This is a genomic window from Phenylobacterium sp. (assembly GCF_028290885.1).
Taxonomy (GTDB): domain Bacteria; phylum Pseudomonadota; class Alphaproteobacteria; order Caulobacterales; family Caulobacteraceae; genus Phenylobacterium.
Genome location: NZ_JAQGIZ010000038.1, coordinates 42,157 through 60,233, shown reverse-complemented (window position 1 = coordinate 60,233; position 18,077 = coordinate 42,157). Strand labels below are relative to the sequence as shown.

Here is an 18,077-nt window from a genome sequence, read left to right as displayed (position 1 = left end):
CGGATGACGATCGGGGCCTTCAGCAGCGGGGTCTTGGCCTTGTCCAGGTGGCGCACGAAGGCCTCGATGCCGCCCTCGTAGTGCATCACCTCGACGAACGGCTCGGCCTCACGGTTGTCCTTCAGCCAGATGGTCACGCCGGAGTTCAGGAAGGCGAGTTCGCGCAGCCGGTGCTCCAGGGTCTTCCGGTCGAAGTCGATGAAGGCGAAGGTCTGCAGCGACGGCAAGAAGGTGACTTCGGTGCCGGACAGGAATTCGCCGTTCTCGCGCAGCGGCGCCTTGCCGGTCACCGCCAGCGGCGAGACCGCGTCGCCGTGCCGGAACTCCATCTCGTGGGCGATGCCGCCGCGATAGACCTTCAGCTTCAGCCATTCGGAGAGCGCGTTGACCACCGAGACGCCGACGCCGTGCAGGCCGCCGGAGACCTTGTAGGAGTTCTGGTCGAATTTCCCGCCGGCGTGCAGCTGGGTCATGATGACCTCGGCCGCCGAGATGCCCTCGCCCTCGTGGATGTCCACCGGAATGCCGCGCCCGTCGTCGGTGACGGTCACCGAGCCGTCGGCGTTGAGGATCACCTCGACCCGCGTCGCCCAGCCGGCCAGGGTCTCGTCGATGGCGTTATCGACCACCTCGTAGACCATGTGATGCAGGCCGGAGCCGTCGTCGGTGTCGCCGATGTACATGCCCGGCCGCTTGCGCACGGCGTCGAGGCCCTTCAGGACCTTGATGCTCTCCGCGCCATAGTCGTCCTGCCCGTTGTTTTCGGGCGTCGGGCCCTGGCCGTGGGTCTCGTTATTTTCTTCGCTCATGCGGGATCCAACTCAGTCAGGCCGGAGGCGTCTACACGCACGCCTTGGGCCCGTCCTTTCAAGTCTTCGAAGAGGTGCTCGTCGGTTCCGGTCAGGAAGGCCTGGAGCCCGAGCGCCTCGATTTCGTCGAACAGCGCGGCCCGCCGGGTGCGGTCCAGATGCGCTGCGACTTCGTCCAACAACAATATAGGGCTTGGCGCTGATTCTGCACGTGAAAGCCGCGCGGATTGGGCCAAAACAAGGTTCAAAATCAGCGCTTTCTGCTCGCCGGTCGAACATTCCGCCGCCAGACGGTCCTTTTCGGCGTGGATCACGGCCAGATCGCCGCGATGCGGGCCGGTCAGGGCGCGGCCGGCGGCGGCGTCGCGCTCGCGGACGGCGGCGAGCGCGCGGGCCAGCTTGGCCTCGATGTCAGCGATCTCGGCGCCGGCGGCGGCCATCTGCTCCCATTCGCCGGTGAGCGACAGCCGCGCCTGTGGGAACGGCCGCTCGCCCCGGGCGTCGATCTCGGCCTGCAAGGCGGTGAGCGTCGTGGCGCGGGCCTCGGCCATCAGGGCGCCGGCCTCTGCCAGCCGCGCCTCGAGCGCGTCGAGCCACGCCGCGTCCGGGGCGCCCCCATTCTCGCCGGCGTCGGTGAGCAGCCGCATCCGCTCGCGCTGGGCGCGTTCGTAGGCCTGGGCGTGGGCCGCGTGGCGGGGAATAGCGGCGAACACCAGCCGGTCGAAGAAGCGGCGGCGCTCACTGGCGCCCTCCAGGAACAGCCGGTCCTGGGCCGGGGTCAGCCACACCTGCCGCAGATGGTCGGCGAGCCGGCCGGGCGGCACGGTCTCGCCTTCGATCCGCACCGTGCGCCGCGACGCCCCGGCGGTCTCAACCCCCGTGCCGAGCTGGGTCTCCTCGCCCGCCGCCCGGACCACCGCCGAGACCGCCCAGGCGCGTCCTTGCGCCTCGCCGGGCAGGCGGCGGCCCACCTCGGCCAGGCTCGACCCGCGCAGGCCGCGGCCGGGGGTGAACAGGCTGACGGCCTCCAACAGGTTGGTCTTCCCCGCCCCGTTCGGCCCCACGAGAAAGATCGGCCGGCCGTCCAGCACGAGGTCGGCCCGCGCATAGGAGCGGAAGTCGGTCAGGGTCAGGCGGGAAAGGGCCGTGGCGGTCACGGCGGGGTTCTACAGGGTTTCGGAGGCGGGGGTGAAACGCCTCGGCGTCCGGAAACCGCGAGCAGTTGTCACAGCCCAGGCGCTACCTACGTCTAGACCTGGGCAAGCGGAGGGCACGATGGACCAGAAGACCAAGGCTGAGGCGTTCGGCGCCCTGCACACCGGCGCGGAGATCCTGATCCTGCCCAACGCCTGGGACGCGGCCAGCGCCGCGGTGATGGCCGACGCGGGCGCGAAGGCCGTGGCGACGTCCTCGGCGGCGGTGGCCTGGAGCCATGGCTATCCGGACGGGGATGCGCTGCCGCTCCCGCTGCTGCTGGCGACCATCTCGGCGGTGGCGCGGGTGGTGAGCGTGCCGGTCACCGCCGACATCGAGGGCGGCTACACCGACGACCTCGGCCAGCTCGGCGAGACCATCAAGGCGGTGATCGGCGCCGGCGCGGTGGGGATCAACCTGGAGGACGGCCGCCGCGACCCCGACCTGCACGCCCGCAAGGTCGAGGCGGCGCGCAAGGCCGCCGACGCCACCGGCGTGCCGCTGTTCATCAACGCCCGCACCGACGTCTACCTGCAGGGCCTGGCGGAGGGCCACGCCGCCTATGAGGAGGTGGTGCAGCGCGCCGAGCGCTACCGCGCGGCCGGGGCCAGCGGGATCTTCGTGCCTGGGCCCTCGGACGACGACCTGATCGGGCGGCTGGCCGAGGGGATCAAGCTGCCGCTGAACATCATGCTGCTGCCGGGCCTCGCCAGCGCAGCGCGACTGCAGGCGCTGGGCGTGCGGCGGGTAAGCTCGGCCACAGCGCCCTTCCGGGCGGCGTATGCAACGGTCGCCAAGGCCACGGCGGCGTTTCTGCATGACGGCGACCCGGGGGCTTTCGCGGCGGGCGCGGAGGGGCTCGGCAACCTCAACAAGCGGTTCCAATAGGCCCCCGCCAGCGACGCCCTACCGACTGACTGGCTGGAGCGACGGGCAGGGGTGCGCGGATCCGCGGGTGTCGCAGACCTTCACGCGGTCCAGGTAGTTCATGGCCGGACCGGCCAGGTCATCCGCCAAGGCGCGGCGGTAGGCGTACTGGACGCTGTAGAGGGCGTCCTGGCCGCTGATCACCTTCATCCACATGTTCTCGGGCTTGTGGGTCTGTGGGTTCATCGGGCACCGGAACACCCAGAGGGACATCGGGTAGCCGTTCTCGGTCGTCCTGGCCGTCCGCTCGCCGGAGCCGCCGGGACAGGCCACGGGCCACGACTTCGCCATTCCGCCCGGCAGGTCGTCGGGATCGACGCTCCGGCGCCCAAAGAAAATCTGCTCGGTCACCATCCGAGACCAGTCCTGGACTGTCTCGCCGTTCGGCACGAACTCAGTGCCCTGCATCTGGGCCTGGCGTCCTTGGGAGCCCACCTTGAACCCCTCCAGCAGGGGCAGGAGGATGTTCTCATCCTGCAGGCCGGGCGGCGCAGACGCAGCGGCTGACGTCGCCGCCGGCTTCGCATCGGCCGCAGGGTCCTTTGTGAAGAACTTGGCGCCCAGCAACAGGTCGTGGGCGTCGAACAGGAAGTCCACGGCCATCTCGCGGACCGTCTTGTTCTTCTCCGTCAGCGGGACCGTGTAGATGTAGAGCGCGACCGACCGGCCGTCGGGATTGTGATCTTCCTTCTCCGGCTTCCCAAGACTGGCGAGCACTTCGGCCCGGGTGGTCACGCCCGCCTTGAAGCCATTGATCTTGTCGGCCGGCAGGTCGGCCGCCATCGCGGCTCCGGCGATCGTCAGGCACGCCATCACGCCTATGAACCATCGAATCAAGGATGCCTCCGTCGCTGCTCGCCGAGCTTGCATGGGGGCCGTCAGCCGCCAAGGCGACGCGACGCTTAGGAACAATCATCGCCCTTGGTGACCGCGTGCGCCGGCCGCCCTATCTTAGCGCCATGACCGACACCCTCGATGCCGCTCCCGAAACACTCGGCGATATCCCACGCGAACCGACGCAGGACGGGCCGAATGTGCGGCTCTACCTGGTGGACGGCTCGGGCTTCATCTTCCGGGCCTTCCATGCCCTGCCGCCGCTGACCCGCAAGAGCGACGGGCTGCCGGTCGGCGCCATCGCCGGCTTCTGCAACATGCTGTGGAAGCTGCTGGTCGACATGAAGGCCTCGGAGGAGGCGCCGACGCACCTGGCCGTGGTGTTCGACCACTCGGAGCAGACCTTCCGCAACAAGCTCTACGACCAGTACAAGGCCCACCGGCCGCCGCCGCCCGAGGACCTGGTGCCGCAGTTCCCGCTGGTGCGCGAAGCGACCAAGGCGTTCGGCGTGCCCTGCATCGAGCTGCCCGGCTACGAGGCCGACGACCTGATCGCCGCCTACGCCTGCAAGGTGCGCGACATGGGCGGCGAGGTGGTGATCGTCTCCTCCGACAAGGACCTGATGCAGCTGGTCGGACCCAAGGTCTCGATGCTCGACACCATGAAGACCCCGAACCTGGTGATCCGCGCCGAGCAGGTGTTCGACAAGTTCGGGGTGACGCCGGACAAGGTGGTCGACGTCCAGGCCCTGTGCGGGGACTCCGTCGACAACGTGCCGGGCGCGCCGGGCATCGGGATCAAGACGGCCTCGGCCCTGATCACCGAATACGGCGACCTGGATACGCTGTTGGCGCGGGCGTCGGAGATCAAGCAGGACAAGCGCCGCCAGACCCTGATCGACTTCGCCGACCAGATCCGCCTGTCGCGCCAGCTGGTGCAGCTCGATTGCGACACCCCGCTGCCCTCGCCAGTCGACGAACTGGGCGTCGAGGACCCCAACGCCGAGACCCTGGCGGCCTTCCTGGAGATGATGGAGTTTCGCACGCTCGCGCGCCGGGTCGCCGAGGCGCGGGGCGGCGAGCCGGCGGCGACGCCCACGCCTTCGGCTGCCAAGGCGCTGGAAGCGCCCAAGCACGGGGCCATCGACGTCAACGCCTACGAGTGCGTCCGCGATCTGGCGACCCTCGACGCCTGGATCGCGCGGGCCTTCGCCAAGGGGGTCGTGGCGTTCGACACCGAGACCGACGCCCTGTCATCCTCCAGCGCCAACCTCTGCGGCGTCTCGCTGGCGGTCGCGCCGGGCGAGGCCTGCTACATCCCGCTCGGCCATGAGCAGGAACAGGAGGGCGGCCTGCAGCTCGACGCGCCGGTCGAGCTCGCCCAGATCCCGCTCGAAGACGCGATCGCGCGGCTGAAGCCGCTGCTGGAATCGCCCGCCGTCCTGAAGGTCGCCCAGAACGGCAAGTACGATCTGGCCGTGCTCGCCCGCCACGGCGTCGACGTCGGGCCGATGGACGACACCATGCTGATCGCCTTCGCGCTCGAGGGCGGGCTGCACAAGAGCTACGGCATGGACGAGCTCTCCAAGCGCCTGCTCGACCACGAGCCGATCTCCTTCAAGACGGTGGCCGGGACCGGCAAGGCGCAGAAGAGTTTCAAGCACGTCGAGCTGGGCGCCGCGACCTGCTACGCCGCCGAGGACGCCGACGTCACCCTGCGGATCTACGAGCACCTGCGCCCACGCCTGGCCCGCGAAAAGCTGCTGACGGTCTACGAGACGCTTGAGCGGCCCATGCCCAAGGTGCTGGTCGAGATGGAGCTGGCCGGGGTCAAGGTCGACCCGGAGCGGCTGCGGGTTCTTTCCAACGACTTCTCCGTGCGGATGGGCGAGCTTGAGCTCGAGGCCCACCGGGTCGCCGGCCGGCCGTTCAACCTGGGCTCGCCCAAGCAGATCGGCGACCTGCTGTTCAAGGAGATGGGCCTGGCGTCCGGCCGAACCACGGCCACCGGCGCGGCGTCCACCGACGCCTCCATGCTGGAGGACCTGGCCGCCCAGGGCCACGAGCTACCGCGCATCCTGCTGGACTGGCGCCAGCTCTCCAAGCTGAAGGGCACCTACACCGACAACCTGGTCGCCGCGATCGACGCCAGGACCGGGCGGGTCCACACTTCTTACTCCCTGGCGGCGGCCACCACCGGCCGGCTGGCGTCTTCGGATCCCAACCTGCAGAACATCCCGGTCCGCACCGAGGAAGGCCGCAAGATCCGCAAGGCCTTCATCGCCGAGCCGGGCCATGTGCTGATCAGCGCCGACTACAGCCAAATCGAGCTGCGGCTGCTGGCCCACATCGGCGACATCCCGCAGCTGAAGCAGGCTTTCAAGGAGGGGATCGACATCCACGCGCTCACCGCCTCGGAGATGTTCGGCGTACCGGTGGAGGGCATGCCCGCCGAGACCCGACGGCGCGCCAAGGCGATCAACTTCGGCATCGTCTACGGCATCTCGGCCTTCGGCCTGGCCAACCAGCTGTCGATCCCGCGTGAGGAGGCCGGCGCCTACATCAAGACCTACTTCGAGCGCTTCCCCGGCATCCGCACCTACATGGACCGCATGCAGCGGCAGGTCCGCGCCGAGGGGTTCGTGACCACCATCTTCGGCCGCAAGGTCTTCATCCCGGCCGCGCAGGGGAAGTCGCCGGCCGAGCGGTCCTTCGGCGACCGGGCGGCGATCAACGCCCCGATCCAGGGCGCCGCCGCCGACGTGATCCGCCGCGCCATGGTGCGCATGCCCGGAGCGCTGCGGGGGGCGGGCCTGAAGGCCAGGATGCTGCTGCAGGTGCACGACGAACTGATCTTCGAGGCGCCCGAGGCCGAGGCCGAGGCGGTGATCGCCGTGGCCAAACGGATCATGGAGAAGGCGCCGGAGCCGGCGGTCTCGCTCTCCGTCCCGCTGGTCGTCGACGCCCGCGCCGCCACCAACTGGGACGACGCGCACTAGGCCGGGCGGAACGCGCCGCACCGGGGCGACGTTTCGCACGGTGAAGGTTGCCCCATGACCGCTCCGCTGACCGCCGCCCGTTCGAACCCGCTTGGCCGCTTGCTGGCGCGGTTTCCGAACGCCCCATGGTCCAGCGTGGCCGAGACGGTCGCGCGCATCGGCTATGTGGCTCGGGGGAGCGTCTACCTGGCCGTGGGGGCCGTCGCCCTCCTGGCCGCCCTCGGCCTCACCCCGCACGCCCGGGGCGCGCTCGGTGCGTTGGAGGCCTGGGGCGAGTGGCCGGCCGGCGTGATCTTCCTCTGGCTCATCGGCCTGGGCCTCTACGGTTTTGCGGGCTGGCGGGCCCTGCAATCGATCTTCGACGTGGACCGCCAGGGCGCCACGGCGAAGGGACTCGCGGCGCGGGCCGGTCAGGCGGTAAGCGGCCTCGTCTACGGAGGCCTCGCCATCTCCGTATTCGGTTTGCTCCATGCGGTGCATCACCTGGAACAGCACAGCAAGCATGCCGCGATGGCGCGCACGGTCGAGAAGGTCCTCACCTTCCCGTTCGGCAATATGCTGGTGATCCTGGCCGGCTTGTTCGTCCTGGCGTCGGGCGTCGGCAACATCGTCCGGGCGGTCTTCAGCCACTTCGGCCGCACGCTCGACTGCGACCCGCACATCGCCCGCTGGGCGGGAACGGTCGCGAGGATCGGCTACTTCGCCCGCGGCATAGCCTTGGCGCCGGTGGGTATTTTCATGGCCCGCGCCGGATGGCACGCCCGCGCCGTCGAGGCCCACGGCATCGGCGGCGCGCTGGAGGCCCTGCACCGGCAGCCGATGGGCGGCCTGCTGCTGAGCCTGACCGCGCTCGGCCTCATGGCGTTCGGCGTCTTCGCGTTCCTGGAAGCCATCTTCCGGCCGATCCGCGCGGCGGCGATCCAGCACGGCGACTAGGCTGTGCGGAACACCCAGTAGCGGGCGAGCAGGAAGGTGGTCAGCGTGTAGGTCGCCATGCCGGCGAGCTGGGCGGCGAGGTGCGCGGGCGCGCCAGGGCCGAGAGCCGGACCGAGGACCTGGCCGGCAAGGCGCAGGACGACCTGGTTCAGGCCAAAGGCGATGGCGACGGCCGCCAGATACCTCAGCCCCGCCGCGCCCGGCGCGCCGCCGTGCCGGAAGACGTAGCCGCGATTGAGCATGAACCCCACCGGGACGCCCACCAGGTAGCCGGCGGCGTTGGCGAGCGCCGGCGCCACGCGCAGGCCGGCGTCCAGGACGGCGATGACCGCGAAGCCGACCGCCGTGCTGACGACGCCCGCCAGGCCGAACCGTGCAGCCTGCCCGACGGCGGCCTTCAGATCAGCCACGGGCAAGCGTGTAGTACTGCGCGCCGATCGGCAGCGCGGTCATCCACTGCTCCAGGGGTCGCAGGGCGGCGAGCGCGCCGGGGAAGAACCCGGTGTAGGCGGTCTCGATGGCCTGGAGGCCGGCGCTGGCCTGCCGGCGCCTCATCACCGCGGCCGGGATCAGCACGGCGTTTTCGTCGAACTCGCAGGTATCGACGATGTGGCGCGTCACCGGATTGAGCGGGTTATGCTCGAAGATCGCCATCCGGCCGCCGGGCTGCAGCAGACCCTTGAGCTGAGCAAAGAGGTCGATGTGCTGCTCCGCCGGGATGTGGTGGAAGACACAGGCCGAGAAGATCAGGTCGAAGCTCTGCTCGGCCAGCGGGATGCGGTCGCCGTCGTAGCGCAGCGCCGTGGCCACGCCCGGGAACCGCCGCTCGGCGATCGCCAGGCTCTTTTCGGAGACGTCGAGGCCGGTGATGGCGGCGCCCGGGAAGACGGCAGCCAGGTGTGGCCAGGCGTTGCCGATCCCGGCTCCGAAATCGAGGATCGCGGCCGGTTCGGCCAAGCCGAGCCGGGTCCAACGGCGGCGCAGGACCTCGGCCTTGGCGCGGGCGAAATAGTCCGAATCCTCGCCGCTGATCTTCAGGTTTTTGGCGTGGGTCGCGAGATATTCCTCGGCGAACTTGTCGAACTCGGCGGGGTCCATCAGGCCACCATGCGGTCGACGAGCAACATCAGGCCCGGCGCTTCATTGCAGCAGGGCGCGACGACGCTGAGCGGGAGGCGGTCGGCTTTCGGCGGACGGGACGTCATCGCCTATGAGTGCCTCGGTCGGCCGGACCGCGCAACGGTGCAGTGGCGGGCTTCCTGGCGGAGCCGATAGGAGCCGAACCCAAGGTTTCGCCAAGCGCCTCCACTTCCCCACTGACATCGGCAGCAAGCGATCCCGGTTCGACGGCTAGCGACACTGGGGGCGATCCGACATTGGACAGCCCTGTCTCGGCGTCCGCTTCGCGCCATGAGTTGACCTTGGTCTGAAGCCCGGAAGCCGACATTTTGTTTGAACCGTCGGACGAGCAGATCGAACCTAGCCCAACGCCGCTTGGTGTAGATTCGGCGGCTGCCGTAGCCTGAGTCGGCGGCTCGCAATAATGTTCAAGACGCCATCGAAGGCCTGCGCGTAGGCCTCCCGAGAAGACGTGGAGACCACGGCATGCGGAACGATGACGAACCCCGGCTGAGGCCGGCGGCAGGCGCCCTGACCCGGCGCTGGATTTCGGGAGCCGCCGGGATGTTTCCCCTACTGGCCGCCCTGCCTGCGCGCGCCCTCGCCAGCCCCGCTTCCCACGCAAGCACGGCGGCGGCGCCCACTGACGAGGAGATTGCGCGGCTGATCCGCTTTCGCCTCGAAAAGCAGCACGCGGCCACTGGGATCGTGGTCGGCATCCTGCGGCCGTCCGGCCAAAGCATCGTTGCCCATGGGAAGACCGCCCTGAAGGGCGGCCGCAACGTGGGCGGCGATACGGTCTATGAGGTGGCATCGCTGACGAAGGTGTTCACCGCGCTGCTGCTGGCCGACGCCGCTGCGCGGGGCGAGACGGGCCTTGATGATCCACTTCAGGCCTATGTGCCCGTGGGGGTGCAGGTCCCACAGTTCGAGGGGCGCGCCATCACCCTCACGGACCTGGCGACACATACCGCGGGCCTTCCGTTGCGGCCAAACAACCTCCACGCCCCGCCTGACGCGATAAACAAGTACGCCGGCTACAGCCTGGACCAACTCTACGCCGGCCTCCCGGACTATCGCCTGACCCGACCGCCGGGCTCCCAGTTCGAATATTCGAACCTGGGTCCCAGCCTGTTAGGCCACGGGCTCGCGCTGCGCCGCCGGACGACCTACTACGACCTCGTGCGGGACCGCATCACGACGCCGCTGGCGCTGGTGGACACCCGCTTCGGCGACGACCCGGCCGCGCAGACCCGGCGAAGCCTGGGCTACGACATCGACCTGAAGCCGGTCGGGCCCACCGACTTCGGCGCCCTCAATCCTGGCGGCGGTCTGCGCTCCACCGCCAACGACCTGTTGCGGTTCCTGGACCTGTTTCTGAACGGCCGTGGCCCCGGGGACCTGCCGCAAGCGGCGCGGCTGATGCTGACGGTGGACCGGCCCGGCGACGGCAAGGAGACCCGCATGGCGCTGGGCTGGCGGCGCACCCAGGCGGATGGCGAGACCTTCTACTGGAGCGACGGCAGCGGCGACGGCTCGCGCACCTTCATGGGCTTCAACCCGGCGCGGCGCATCGCCGTGGTGGTGCTGGCGAACGCCGCCACCGGCGAGGGGATCGACGACATCGGCGCCCATGTGATCGCGCCCGGCCAAGCGGTGAACCTGAAGATCCCCAAGATTCGCCACCAGATAAACCTGCCGGCGGCGGCCATAGACCGGTTCATCGGCGTCTACCGCTACGCGCCCGGCGATGAGTTTCCCGTGACGCGTGGCGCCGTGGGCTTGCTGGTCGGCGGCGGCACGAGCCAGTTCCCGATCTATCCGGAAACGCCGACGCATTTCTTTGCGAAAGTGGCAGACGTGCAGCTGGATTTCGCCGCCGGGCCGGGTCCGGCGGCGTCGGTCGTTCTTCACCAGGACGGCAAGAGCTTCACCTATCAGAGAGTCCGCTGACGATCGCGGTGCGGGTTTTTGGGAAGGGAGAGGGTCGAGAACCGGCGTGGCCCATCTCGGCCCTGGCCCTCTCGTTCTGGACGCCGTCGACGGCCGCGGCGCGGGCCGCTGGCGTCGAAGTTCGATAGATAATGAAGAAGAATGGGCATGCGGCGCCCACTTTTGAACGGTCCTGGTGGAGCCGAGGGGAGTCGAACCCCTGACCTCCTCATTGCGAACGAGGCGCTCTACCAACTGAGCTACGGCCCCCAGGAAGGCGCGGAATAACTCTTTTGGGCCGGGCTCTGTCAAGCCGGGTTGCGGTCGCGACGTGGGGTTGCGCCCCAAGGCAGAGCCTTGCCAGCCCGCCAAAGCCGCGTAGAACCGGGCTCCATGGGCAGATTCCTCTATTTCATCGTCGACGGCCTGCTGGGCCTGCTGGTGATCGCCATCATCATCAGCGCGATCCTGTCGTGGCTGGTGGCCTTCGACGTGATCAATCTGCGCAACCGGTTCGTCTATAGCTTCACCCGGTTCCTGGACGCCGTGACCCGGCCCATCCTTCGGCCCGTGCAGAAGGTCATTCCGCCGCTCGGCGGGGTCGACATCAGCCCGATCATCGTCCTGCTGGTGATCCAGGGGATCCGGCTCTACCTGCTGCCGATGGTGTTCAGCCCGATCATCGCGGCCCTCGGCTGATCCTGGCCGTCCGCGTCACGCCGCGCGGCGGCCGCGACGCCGTCGAGGGCTGGATGCGAGACGACGCCGGGCGGCCGGTGCTGAAGCTGCGGGTGGCGGCCGCGGCGGCCGACGGCCAGGCCAACACGGCGGTGATCGCGCTGCTGGCCAGGGCGCTCGGCCGGCCGAAATCGACGCTCGCCCTGGTCTCCGGCCAGACCGCCCGCCTGAAACGGATCGCCGCCGAAGACGTGAGCGACGCCGACCTGGCCGCAGCCTTCGGACCGCCGCCCGCGCCTTAGGTATTCCGATGCGGCCGTCGGAACCTATCGTTCGGGCGCCGGTTAACCCCCGCGATCCGTCGGCACTTCCCCCCCGCCGGAGGATCACCGGCCGGTCCGGCGAACGCCCTGGCATCCCCCGACCAAGCTGGGCCGGCCACCTTCTCCCGCCGTCACCCCTGGCCTCGATGGGGCTGCTGGCGCCAAGATGAGCCATGTCCCCGAGACCGACCAGGGCCGACCTCGCCCGGCTGATCGCCGACGCCCGCCGCATGGTGGTGTTCACCGGCGCCGGCATCTCCACCGAGTCCGGCATCCCCGACTTCCGCAGCCCCGGCGGGGTCTGGAGCCGGATGAAGCCGATCTACTTCCAGGACTTCGTCTCCGACCCGGCCAAGCGCCGGGAGGCGTGGGAACGCGCCTTCAGCGGCCGCGCCGGCTGGGTGGGCCGCGCCCCCAACGCCGGGCATTTCGCAGTGGCCCGGCTGGTGGAGCGCGGCACGGTCAGCGCGGTGATCACCCAGAACGTCGACAACCTGCACCAGGACTCCGGCGTGCCTACGGACAAGGTGATCGAGCTGCACGGCAACGCCAGCTACGCCAAGTGCCTGGAATGCGGCGAGCGGCATGAGCTGGCGGAGCTGAAGGACAGCTTCCTGAAGGCCGGCGAAATCCCCTATTGCCGCCGCTGCGGAGGGTTGGTGAAGACCGCCACCATCTCCTTCGGCCAGGCGATGCCGGCCGAGCCCATGGCGCGCGCCGAGGCCGCGACGCTGGAGTGCGACGTGTTCCTGGTGCTGGGCTCGTCCCTGGTGGTGCACCCTGCGGCGGGGTTTCCGCTGCTCGCCAAGCGCAACGGGGCCAAGCTCGCCATCGTCAACCGCGAGCCCACCGACCTCGACGGTTTCGCCGACCTCGCGCTGCACGACGAGATCGGACCGGCCCTGACCGCCGCAGCGCCGGCTAACTAGTCCCGGGGAATCCCGCTGCTTACTTCGGCGTCGGCGTCGGCGTCTTGGGCACGGGGGCGGGCGTGGGCGCGGGCGTGGCCGGCGCGGCGCCGGGCGTGGAGACCGGGCCTGAGAAGCTGGCCTGCGCGGCCTGCAGGGCCTGGGCCGCCTGGCGCACCAGCGATCCGCACCGCTGGGCTTCGGACTGCAGGTCCGCGGGCCCCATCCGCGCGACCTCCGTCTTCAGGGCGGCGGTCAGGTCGAGGGTCGGCGCGCGCGCGGTGATCCGGCCCTCGAAGAAGTAGACGCCGAGGGTGGCGGCCTGCTGGTTCGCCTTGTTCGAGGCCAGCGCCCCCATGGTCAGCAGACACCGCACGTCGCCGGTCACGCCCGTGGTCAGACCTGCCGCGCCGCCGGGCGCCGGGGCCTTTTGCACAGCGGCGGCGACCGGCGAGGCGGCGCCCAGCAACAGGATGACGGTCAGCGCCTTCGACAGAGTTCTCATGTCACATCCTCAATTGGCCGGGTCTCGCGCGGCCCGCCGTGCGCCATCGCCCTCCTTGCAGGCGACGTGACGTTTTCGTGCAATGGCACGCTTTGACGCCGATGTCGTCCGGGCTCGTGCGGCGAGCGAATCTCCCACCTCCGCAGAGGACATGGCGCGCCCGATCACTGAGCTTTGTGCGGTTGCCGATCCCCTGCGCTCTCTTCTAACGAGAATGGCCTTGCTTGCGGTAGACCTTAACGGATACTGAACGAGCGCCGTTTCGGCGGCGTGGGGCACGGGGACAATGGCCGCCGATATCTTCATCAGCTTCGCGTCGCAGGACCACCGGGTCGCGATGACGCTTTGCCAGGCCCTGGAGGGCCGCGGGTTCAAGTGCTGGATCTCGTCACGCGACATTCTCCCCGGCGAGAATTTCCAGATCTCCATCGTCCGGGCGATCAGAAACGCGAAGATCATGCTGCTGGTCTTCACCGCCAACTCCAACAACTCCGATGAGATGAACAAGGAGTTGGCGCTGGCGAGCCAGAACAAGCTCATGGTCGTGCCGCTGCGCATCGAGGACGTCACGCCCAACGACGCCTTCGCCTATGAGTTCGCCACCCGGCAGTGGATCGACTTCTTCGCCGATTGGGAGGTGGCGATCCAGCAACTCGCCCACCGGATCGAGGCCGCCACCCGGGAAGCGCCGTCCGCGGTGGTCGCCCCCGAGGCCAGCCCCGCAGCGCCGGAGCCGGTGGTCGAGGCCGAGGGGCCCGCCCTGGCGGTCGCGCGCAAGCTCAAGCTTCCCCGCCGGCTGCCGGACGCAGGTAAATCGGCTGCGCGGACCGCGCCGGTCAAGGAAACCAGGACATTCAGCAAGGCCGGAACGCCCGGCGCGGCGGATCCGGATGACGCCCTGGAGACGTCCGAGGCCACCGCCGCGCCGCGCCGGCTGGTGCTCTATGTCGGGCTTTCGGTCGCCGCGCTCGTCGCGGTGGCCATCGGTGTGGCGACGCCCAGCCTGATGCGGTCCAAGACCGCCTCCGCGGAGCCGCGCGCGATGACCGCGCTCCTGCCGACCGCGCCGCCGTCAGCCCTGCAGCGGGCCTCCGTGGCGACCCCGGCCGCAGACGCCGCGGTTGCGCCCGACGCCGACGCCACGCCGGTCAAGGCGCCGCCGAAGAAGAAAAAGGCGAAGGCGGCCGCCGCGGCTGACGACGTGCCCTACTAGCCTGCCGGCCGCTGACCGCATGACTATGCGCTTCGATTGAGGATCAGCCCGCGATGAACGACGCAGGCCTGCGCCGGCGGCGAACGGCGCGCACCGGGACCGGCGACGCCAGGGCGGCGGCGAGCCGGCCGCTGCCCGGTCTGCAGTTCACCCAGGTCGCCTTCGCCGGCCACAACCGGACCGAGGACCTGGGCGACACGATCCACGTCTCGGCCGGGCTGGAGACCGCTTTCGCCATGCTGTCCCAGGCCGGCGTAAGCGACGCGCGGCTGGTCACGGGACTCGCGCCGGGGGCGGACCTGCTCGCTGCCGAGGCCTGGAAGGCCGCAGGCCTGGGACCGGTGCATGCGGTCTATCCGTTCCTCGACGAGGAGGCCGCGGCGGGCGCGGCGGGATTGATGGAGTCCGGCACCTGGCTGGACGGGCGGGCGACCGAGGCGCTCGGCCGCAACCCCCACCTGGCCCAGACGCGCTGGCTGATCGGCGCCGCCGACCTGCTGGTGGTGGTCTGGACGGGCGAGCACGCACGCGGCGCCGGCGGCACGGCCGACGCCGTGCGGCTGGCGCTGGAGCACGGCATCCCGGTGCTTTGGATCAAGCCCGGCGACCCCGACGTCCTGCGGCTGATCCGGCCCGAGCACCTGGACGAGGATTTCGGGTTCCTGGAGTTCCTCGAAGAGCTGCGTTTCGGCCGCGAACCGCTGGTGCGGGCGGCGGGCCCGACGACCCTGCATGAGGCCCTGGCGGACCTGGGGCTTCGGGCCGACCCGCCGGAGGACGAGGGCGAGGCCGGGCCGCACGCGGATCGCCCGCCACGCCAGCACCGCCTGGACGGCAACTGGCGGACCTACGCCCTGTTCCGCCGGATCCTGGGGGGAAAGGCGCCGCCGTTCGCAAGGCTTGCGACGCCGGCCGACCTCGCGGCGGAACCCGGCTTCGTGCTGCTGACCCAGGCCCACGCGGCCGCGGACGTGGAGGCCAGCCGCCTGGGGTCGGTCCATCGATCGCACCAGGTGATCCTGCTCGCCGTCGCCATCCTGGCGGCCATCGCCGGCTCGGCTTCGGGGATCTGGCCCAACACCAAGCTGCTGATGGTCAGCATCGAGATCTTCCTGGCCCTGGGCGCCTTCCTCGTCTGGCTGGATTCCGAGCGCGGGCGGCGGCACCACCGTTGGGGGGACGCGCGGCGCCTGGCCGAGGACCTGCGGCTGGAGCGGGTGGCCTGGGCGCTCGGCGTCAGCACCGTCCCGCACGGCGCGAACCTGCTCTCCAGCAGCGCGGGGGCCCGGCACGTGCGGCGTCGGGCCGGTCTGCCCAGCGGCGTGTTCGGGCCGGACCGGGTGGCGACCTGGGGCGCCTGGGCGGTCGACGAGTTGATTGCCGGCCAGGCCGCCTATCACCGCGCCCAGTCGACCATCAACGGCCGGGTCTCCCACCGGGTGCATCAGCTGGAGAACGGCAGCTTCGCCCTGCTGATGGTCGTGCTGCTTTCCTATGTGGCGGCCACCGTCGGCATGGCCGCGTTCGGCGAGCACACGCCGCACTGGCTCAGCATCCTGGTCGCCGTGGCAGGCTCCATCGTGCCGGCCATCGGCGCGGCGTGCCTGGCGCTGGAGGCCACCCTGGCGCTCGGCGAACAGGCCGAGCGCAGCCGGGTGCTCGCCGTGCGGCTCGAGGCGATCGTCGACGACCTCGGTCCGGAGCCCGGCCTGGAGGCTCAACAGAGCGCGGCCAAGGCGGCCATCCGGCTGCAGCGGGCACAGGAGAATCACTGGGCGGAAGGCGCGGTCCGCCGACGCCTGCTGCGGGCCGGCTGATGGGGAAGCGTGGCGCAAGCGCTTTCGCCACCGCGGCGGGCGTGCAATTCTAGCCAAGCTTATTTGGGGAGGTTGTCGATGAGTGCACGCTTAGTCTGCGCGGTGGGCGGTTTCCTCCTGCTCGGCGCCTGCGCGAGCCCCGGCGGTCCGACGCCGGGGGCGCCCGCCTCCACGGCTGCGGCGTCGGCGGCCTTCCGGGCGGCCGACTTCACCTGGTCGCAGGCCGCCGGCAAGGGCGGGATCGACGGCCAGCTCGCCTACAGCCAGGCGGGGCAGGCCTTCACCTGCGCCAATTCCGCCGTCGTGCTGACGCCCGAGACGCCGTGGGTGAAGCGCCGGATGATGATCCTCTACAACTCGGAGCAGTCCGCGGCCCTGCCGGCGGCCGAGGTGCGCGGCCGCACCCCGCCCGAGCGCAGCCAGGACTATTCCGCCTTCGTCCGCCGCACCACCTGCGACGCGCAGAACCACTTCGCCTTCTCGGCCCTGCCCGACGGGGCCTGGTTCGTGATCACCGTGGCCAAGCCCGTCGCCCCCGGCGCGGCCGGCCGCGACGTGGCCATCATGCGCCGGGTGACCCTGCGCAACGGGCAGATGGCGAAGGTGAAGCTGTAGCGCCTCGCCCCCCTCGACTGGGGGAGGAATGGTGCCGCCTGGGCGACTCGAACACCCGACCTACGCATTACGAACTCGAGTCACGAGATCGGAGAAAAACGAATATTTCCGTCGGCTTAGCACCAGCGAGGGAAGCCGGGCTTGCCACGACCCAAGCTCTTCCCAGACTGGCCGAAGCACGTGTTCGATCGCTTCCCTACTTTACGCGCCTCCCGTAGGAAGTAGCCGAAAATGCGACCTGTGCTATACCTGCGGATATCGCCGAACAATCGTCCACCCGCCGCCAGCGGCCTTGTCCACCTGCGGCCAGGTGATCGTCCGCTTCGGGGTCCGATCCCAATGCCGGCTTCCGACCCTGAGCTGACTCTTCGGCGCGCTATGGAAGGCTTCGCCGGTTCAGCCAGCGTTACATCGTCCGTGTGAATCTAGCCCGGCACCTTAGACGGGGAAACTAGCAGCTGTGGCGGGGAGGCGGATGGGATCGGCGCAATTGTCGCGCCAGCTTTGCTTGCGTCGGACTCCAGCGCGACGTTGAGCGGGTTAGGCACCAGGTCCATCATCGCCCCGGTGGAGACGTCGACGCCAGCGCCGATGAGCCCGCCGAATAACACGTTCCCAGCCATGCCCGCGCCACCACCCCCCGCCACATGGTGGGTGATATGTCCCGTCCAAATCTTGTAGCCTGGCTTCGTGATCGTCACGTCGAACTCGGATTTCCGCGCCATCCTGAACGTGCAGGGCGTGGAGTCGCAGGCGAGCTGATTGGATGTGCGAACCCCCGCGCCGGTCGGCGTTGTGTTCACGGTCCAGGTGTCATTGGTCCCTCGCGTGATGGTAGCGCATCCCGCGAGGGCGAGGCCGGCGACGGCCAAAATCATCAAACGCATTTGATCCTCCGTTTCAATTCGCTGTGGAGGAGCGGCATGGCTGCCAACGGCTGCCAAGCGAATGATTGCCAGTAATTTTTCAATTTACTTCCGCTTGTCGCGGTCGCGCTTCAGTCGAGTGCTGCTTGGCGGTGCTCGATGTTTAGCTTGTTTTAAGCTCCGCAGGCGACATGAGCGCCTCCGTCACTGCGCGCCATTTTCGTCTACAATCTGATGACGCGCGTATTCCGCCCGAATATCAAATCATTATCTCGTGGGCTGGTCGAGACCCCCGCAGCGGACTTACACGGCATTCGCTGGAATATCGAATACCCGTCTGTTGGTTGTACCCTTACCATTGAAACGAAAGCCCGTTGGTAGGAGGGCGTCATGGTAGCGTCG

The 18,077-nt window shown here is 69.5% G+C and carries 17 protein-coding genes and 1 tRNA gene; 10 read left to right on the top strand and 8 right to left on the bottom strand.

Annotated features, from left to right (window positions below; genetic code table 11):
- On the bottom strand, positions 1 to 809 hold an 809-nt coding region (locus tag JWP28_RS03375; RefSeq protein WP_299539927.1), incomplete at its 3' end, for an ATP-binding protein.
- The gene (gene recF, locus JWP28_RS03370; protein WP_299539926.1) at positions 806 to 1,966 is read right to left on the bottom strand and encodes a DNA replication/repair protein RecF; all 1,161 of its coding nucleotides are present in this window, start codon (positions 1,964 to 1,966) and stop codon (positions 806 to 808) included. The genes recF and JWP28_RS03375, both read right to left, overlap by 4 nt.
- 118 nt (positions 1,967 to 2,084) lie before the next feature.
- On the opposite strand from recF, the gene JWP28_RS03365 reads away from it, so the two are divergent.
- On the top strand, positions 2,085 to 2,891 hold the full coding sequence (locus JWP28_RS03365) for an isocitrate lyase/phosphoenolpyruvate mutase family protein (RefSeq protein ID WP_299539925.1): 807 nt from the start codon (positions 2,085 to 2,087) through the stop codon (positions 2,889 to 2,891).
- 18 nt (positions 2,892 to 2,909) lie between these two features.
- Here JWP28_RS03365 and JWP28_RS03360 read toward each other — a convergent pair whose 3' ends face one another.
- Positions 2,910 to 3,767 (bottom strand): hypothetical protein, encoded by an 858-nt coding sequence (locus tag JWP28_RS03360; protein WP_299539924.1) that lies wholly within the window; start codon positions 3,765 to 3,767, stop codon positions 2,910 to 2,912.
- 122 nt (positions 3,768 to 3,889) lie between these two features.
- On the opposite strand from JWP28_RS03360, the gene polA reads away from it, so the two are divergent.
- Both polA and JWP28_RS03350 read left to right on the top strand, forming a co-directional pair.
- A complete protein-coding gene (gene polA / locus JWP28_RS03355; RefSeq protein WP_299539922.1) occupies positions 3,890 to 6,763 on the top strand; it encodes a DNA polymerase I in 2,874 nt (957 codons plus the stop codon).
- Between the two features lie 54 nt (positions 6,764 to 6,817).
- A complete protein-coding gene (locus JWP28_RS03350) occupies positions 6,818 to 7,699 on the top strand; it encodes a DUF1206 domain-containing protein (protein WP_299539921.1) in 882 nt (293 codons plus the stop codon).
- On the opposite strand, the gene JWP28_RS03345 is transcribed toward JWP28_RS03350, so the two are convergent.
- Positions 7,696 to 8,109, bottom strand: a complete 414-nt coding sequence (locus JWP28_RS03345; protein ID WP_299539919.1) for a GtrA family protein — start codon at positions 8,107 to 8,109, stop codon at positions 7,696 to 7,698. The two genes, JWP28_RS03350 and JWP28_RS03345, sit on opposite strands and share 4 nt — an antisense overlap.
- On the bottom strand, positions 8,102 to 8,797 hold the full coding sequence (locus JWP28_RS03340) for a class I SAM-dependent methyltransferase (RefSeq protein ID WP_299539918.1): 696 nt from the start codon (positions 8,795 to 8,797) through the stop codon (positions 8,102 to 8,104). Before JWP28_RS03340 ends, JWP28_RS03345 begins: the two co-directional genes overlap by 8 nt.
- A 507-nt stretch (positions 8,798 to 9,304) precedes the next feature.
- Here JWP28_RS03340 and JWP28_RS03335 point away from each other — a divergent pair.
- Positions 9,305 to 10,771, top strand: a complete 1,467-nt coding sequence (locus JWP28_RS03335; RefSeq protein ID WP_299539917.1) for a serine hydrolase domain-containing protein — start codon at positions 9,305 to 9,307, stop codon at positions 10,769 to 10,771.
- Between the two features lie 173 nt (positions 10,772 to 10,944).
- Here the strand turns inward: JWP28_RS03335 and JWP28_RS03330 are convergent.
- Positions 10,945 to 11,020 (bottom strand) — tRNA-Ala (locus JWP28_RS03330).
- 123 nt (positions 11,021 to 11,143) lie between these two features.
- Between JWP28_RS03330 and JWP28_RS03325 the strand changes: the two genes are divergently transcribed.
- The 3 genes from JWP28_RS03325 to JWP28_RS03315 all read left to right on the top strand — a co-directional run bounded on the left by JWP28_RS03325 (position 11,144) and on the right by JWP28_RS03315 (position 12,680).
- On the top strand, positions 11,144 to 11,449 hold the full coding sequence (locus JWP28_RS03325; protein WP_299539915.1) for a YggT family protein: 306 nt from the start codon (positions 11,144 to 11,146) through the stop codon (positions 11,447 to 11,449).
- Positions 11,446 to 11,730, top strand: a complete 285-nt coding sequence (locus JWP28_RS03320) for a DUF167 family protein (RefSeq protein ID WP_299539933.1) — start codon at positions 11,446 to 11,448, stop codon at positions 11,728 to 11,730. The genes JWP28_RS03325 and JWP28_RS03320 overlap by 4 nt, the downstream gene beginning before the upstream one ends.
- Positions 11,731 to 11,924: 194 nt before the next feature.
- Entirely contained in the window at positions 11,925 to 12,680 is a 756-nt protein-coding gene (locus tag JWP28_RS03315) for a Sir2 family NAD-dependent protein deacetylase (protein WP_299539914.1), read from the top strand.
- 19 nt (positions 12,681 to 12,699) lie between these two features.
- On the opposite strand, the gene JWP28_RS03310 is transcribed toward JWP28_RS03315, so the two are convergent.
- Entirely contained in the window at positions 12,700 to 13,164 is a 465-nt protein-coding gene (locus tag JWP28_RS03310) for a hypothetical protein (protein WP_299539913.1), read from the bottom strand.
- A gap of 286 nt (positions 13,165 to 13,450) precedes the next feature.
- Between JWP28_RS03310 and JWP28_RS03305 the strand changes: the two genes are divergently transcribed.
- From JWP28_RS03305 to JWP28_RS03295, 3 genes are all read left to right on the top strand, one after another.
- A complete protein-coding gene (locus JWP28_RS03305; protein WP_299539912.1) occupies positions 13,451 to 14,377 on the top strand; it encodes a TIR domain-containing protein in 927 nt (308 codons plus the stop codon).
- Positions 14,378 to 14,430: 53 nt separating this feature from the next.
- Complete coding sequence (locus JWP28_RS03300) at positions 14,431 to 16,194, top strand: hypothetical protein (RefSeq protein ID WP_299539910.1); 1,764 nt, start codon at positions 14,431 to 14,433, stop codon at positions 16,192 to 16,194.
- Positions 16,195 to 16,272: 78 nt separating this feature from the next.
- Complete coding sequence (locus JWP28_RS03295) at positions 16,273 to 16,809, top strand: hypothetical protein (RefSeq protein WP_299539909.1); 537 nt, start codon at positions 16,273 to 16,275, stop codon at positions 16,807 to 16,809.
- Positions 16,810 to 17,234: 425 nt separating this feature from the next.
- Here the strand turns inward: JWP28_RS03295 and JWP28_RS03290 are convergent, their stop codons facing one another.
- A complete protein-coding gene (locus JWP28_RS03290) occupies positions 17,235 to 17,696 on the bottom strand; it encodes a translation initiation factor 2 (RefSeq protein WP_299539908.1) in 462 nt (153 codons plus the stop codon).
- Between the last annotated feature and the right edge of the window lie 381 nt (positions 17,697 to 18,077).

Excerpts from the sequence above, each read along its gene's own strand:
- JWP28_RS03365 (WP_299539925.1), top strand. The coding sequence starts at position 2,085 with ATGGACCAGAAGACCAAGGCTGAGGCGTTCGGCGCCCTGCACACCGGC.
- polA (WP_299539922.1), top strand. The coding sequence starts at position 3,890 with ATGACCGACACCCTCGATGCCGCTCCCGAAACACTCGGCGATATCCCA.
- JWP28_RS03350 (WP_299539921.1), top strand. The coding sequence starts at position 6,818 with ATGACCGCTCCGCTGACCGCCGCCCGTTCGAACCCGCTTGGCCGCTTG.
- JWP28_RS03340 (WP_299539918.1), bottom strand. The coding sequence starts at position 8,797 with ATGGACCCCGCCGAGTTCGACAAGTTCGCCGAGGAATATCTCGCGACC.
- JWP28_RS03335 (WP_299539917.1), top strand. The coding sequence starts at position 9,305 with ATGCGGAACGATGACGAACCCCGGCTGAGGCCGGCGGCAGGCGCCCTG.
- JWP28_RS03325 (WP_299539915.1), top strand. The coding sequence starts at position 11,144 with ATGGGCAGATTCCTCTATTTCATCGTCGACGGCCTGCTGGGCCTGCTG.
- JWP28_RS03315 (WP_299539914.1), top strand. The coding sequence starts at position 11,925 with ATGTCCCCGAGACCGACCAGGGCCGACCTCGCCCGGCTGATCGCCGAC.
- JWP28_RS03310 (WP_299539913.1), bottom strand. The coding sequence starts at position 13,164 with ATGAGAACTCTGTCGAAGGCGCTGACCGTCATCCTGTTGCTGGGCGCC.
- JWP28_RS03305 (WP_299539912.1), top strand. The coding sequence starts at position 13,451 with ATGGCCGCCGATATCTTCATCAGCTTCGCGTCGCAGGACCACCGGGTC.
- JWP28_RS03300 (WP_299539910.1), top strand. The coding sequence starts at position 14,431 with ATGAACGACGCAGGCCTGCGCCGGCGGCGAACGGCGCGCACCGGGACC.
- JWP28_RS03295 (WP_299539909.1), top strand. The coding sequence starts at position 16,273 with ATGAGTGCACGCTTAGTCTGCGCGGTGGGCGGTTTCCTCCTGCTCGGC.
- JWP28_RS03290 (WP_299539908.1), bottom strand. The coding sequence starts at position 17,696 with ATGCGTTTGATGATTTTGGCCGTCGCCGGCCTCGCCCTCGCGGGATGC.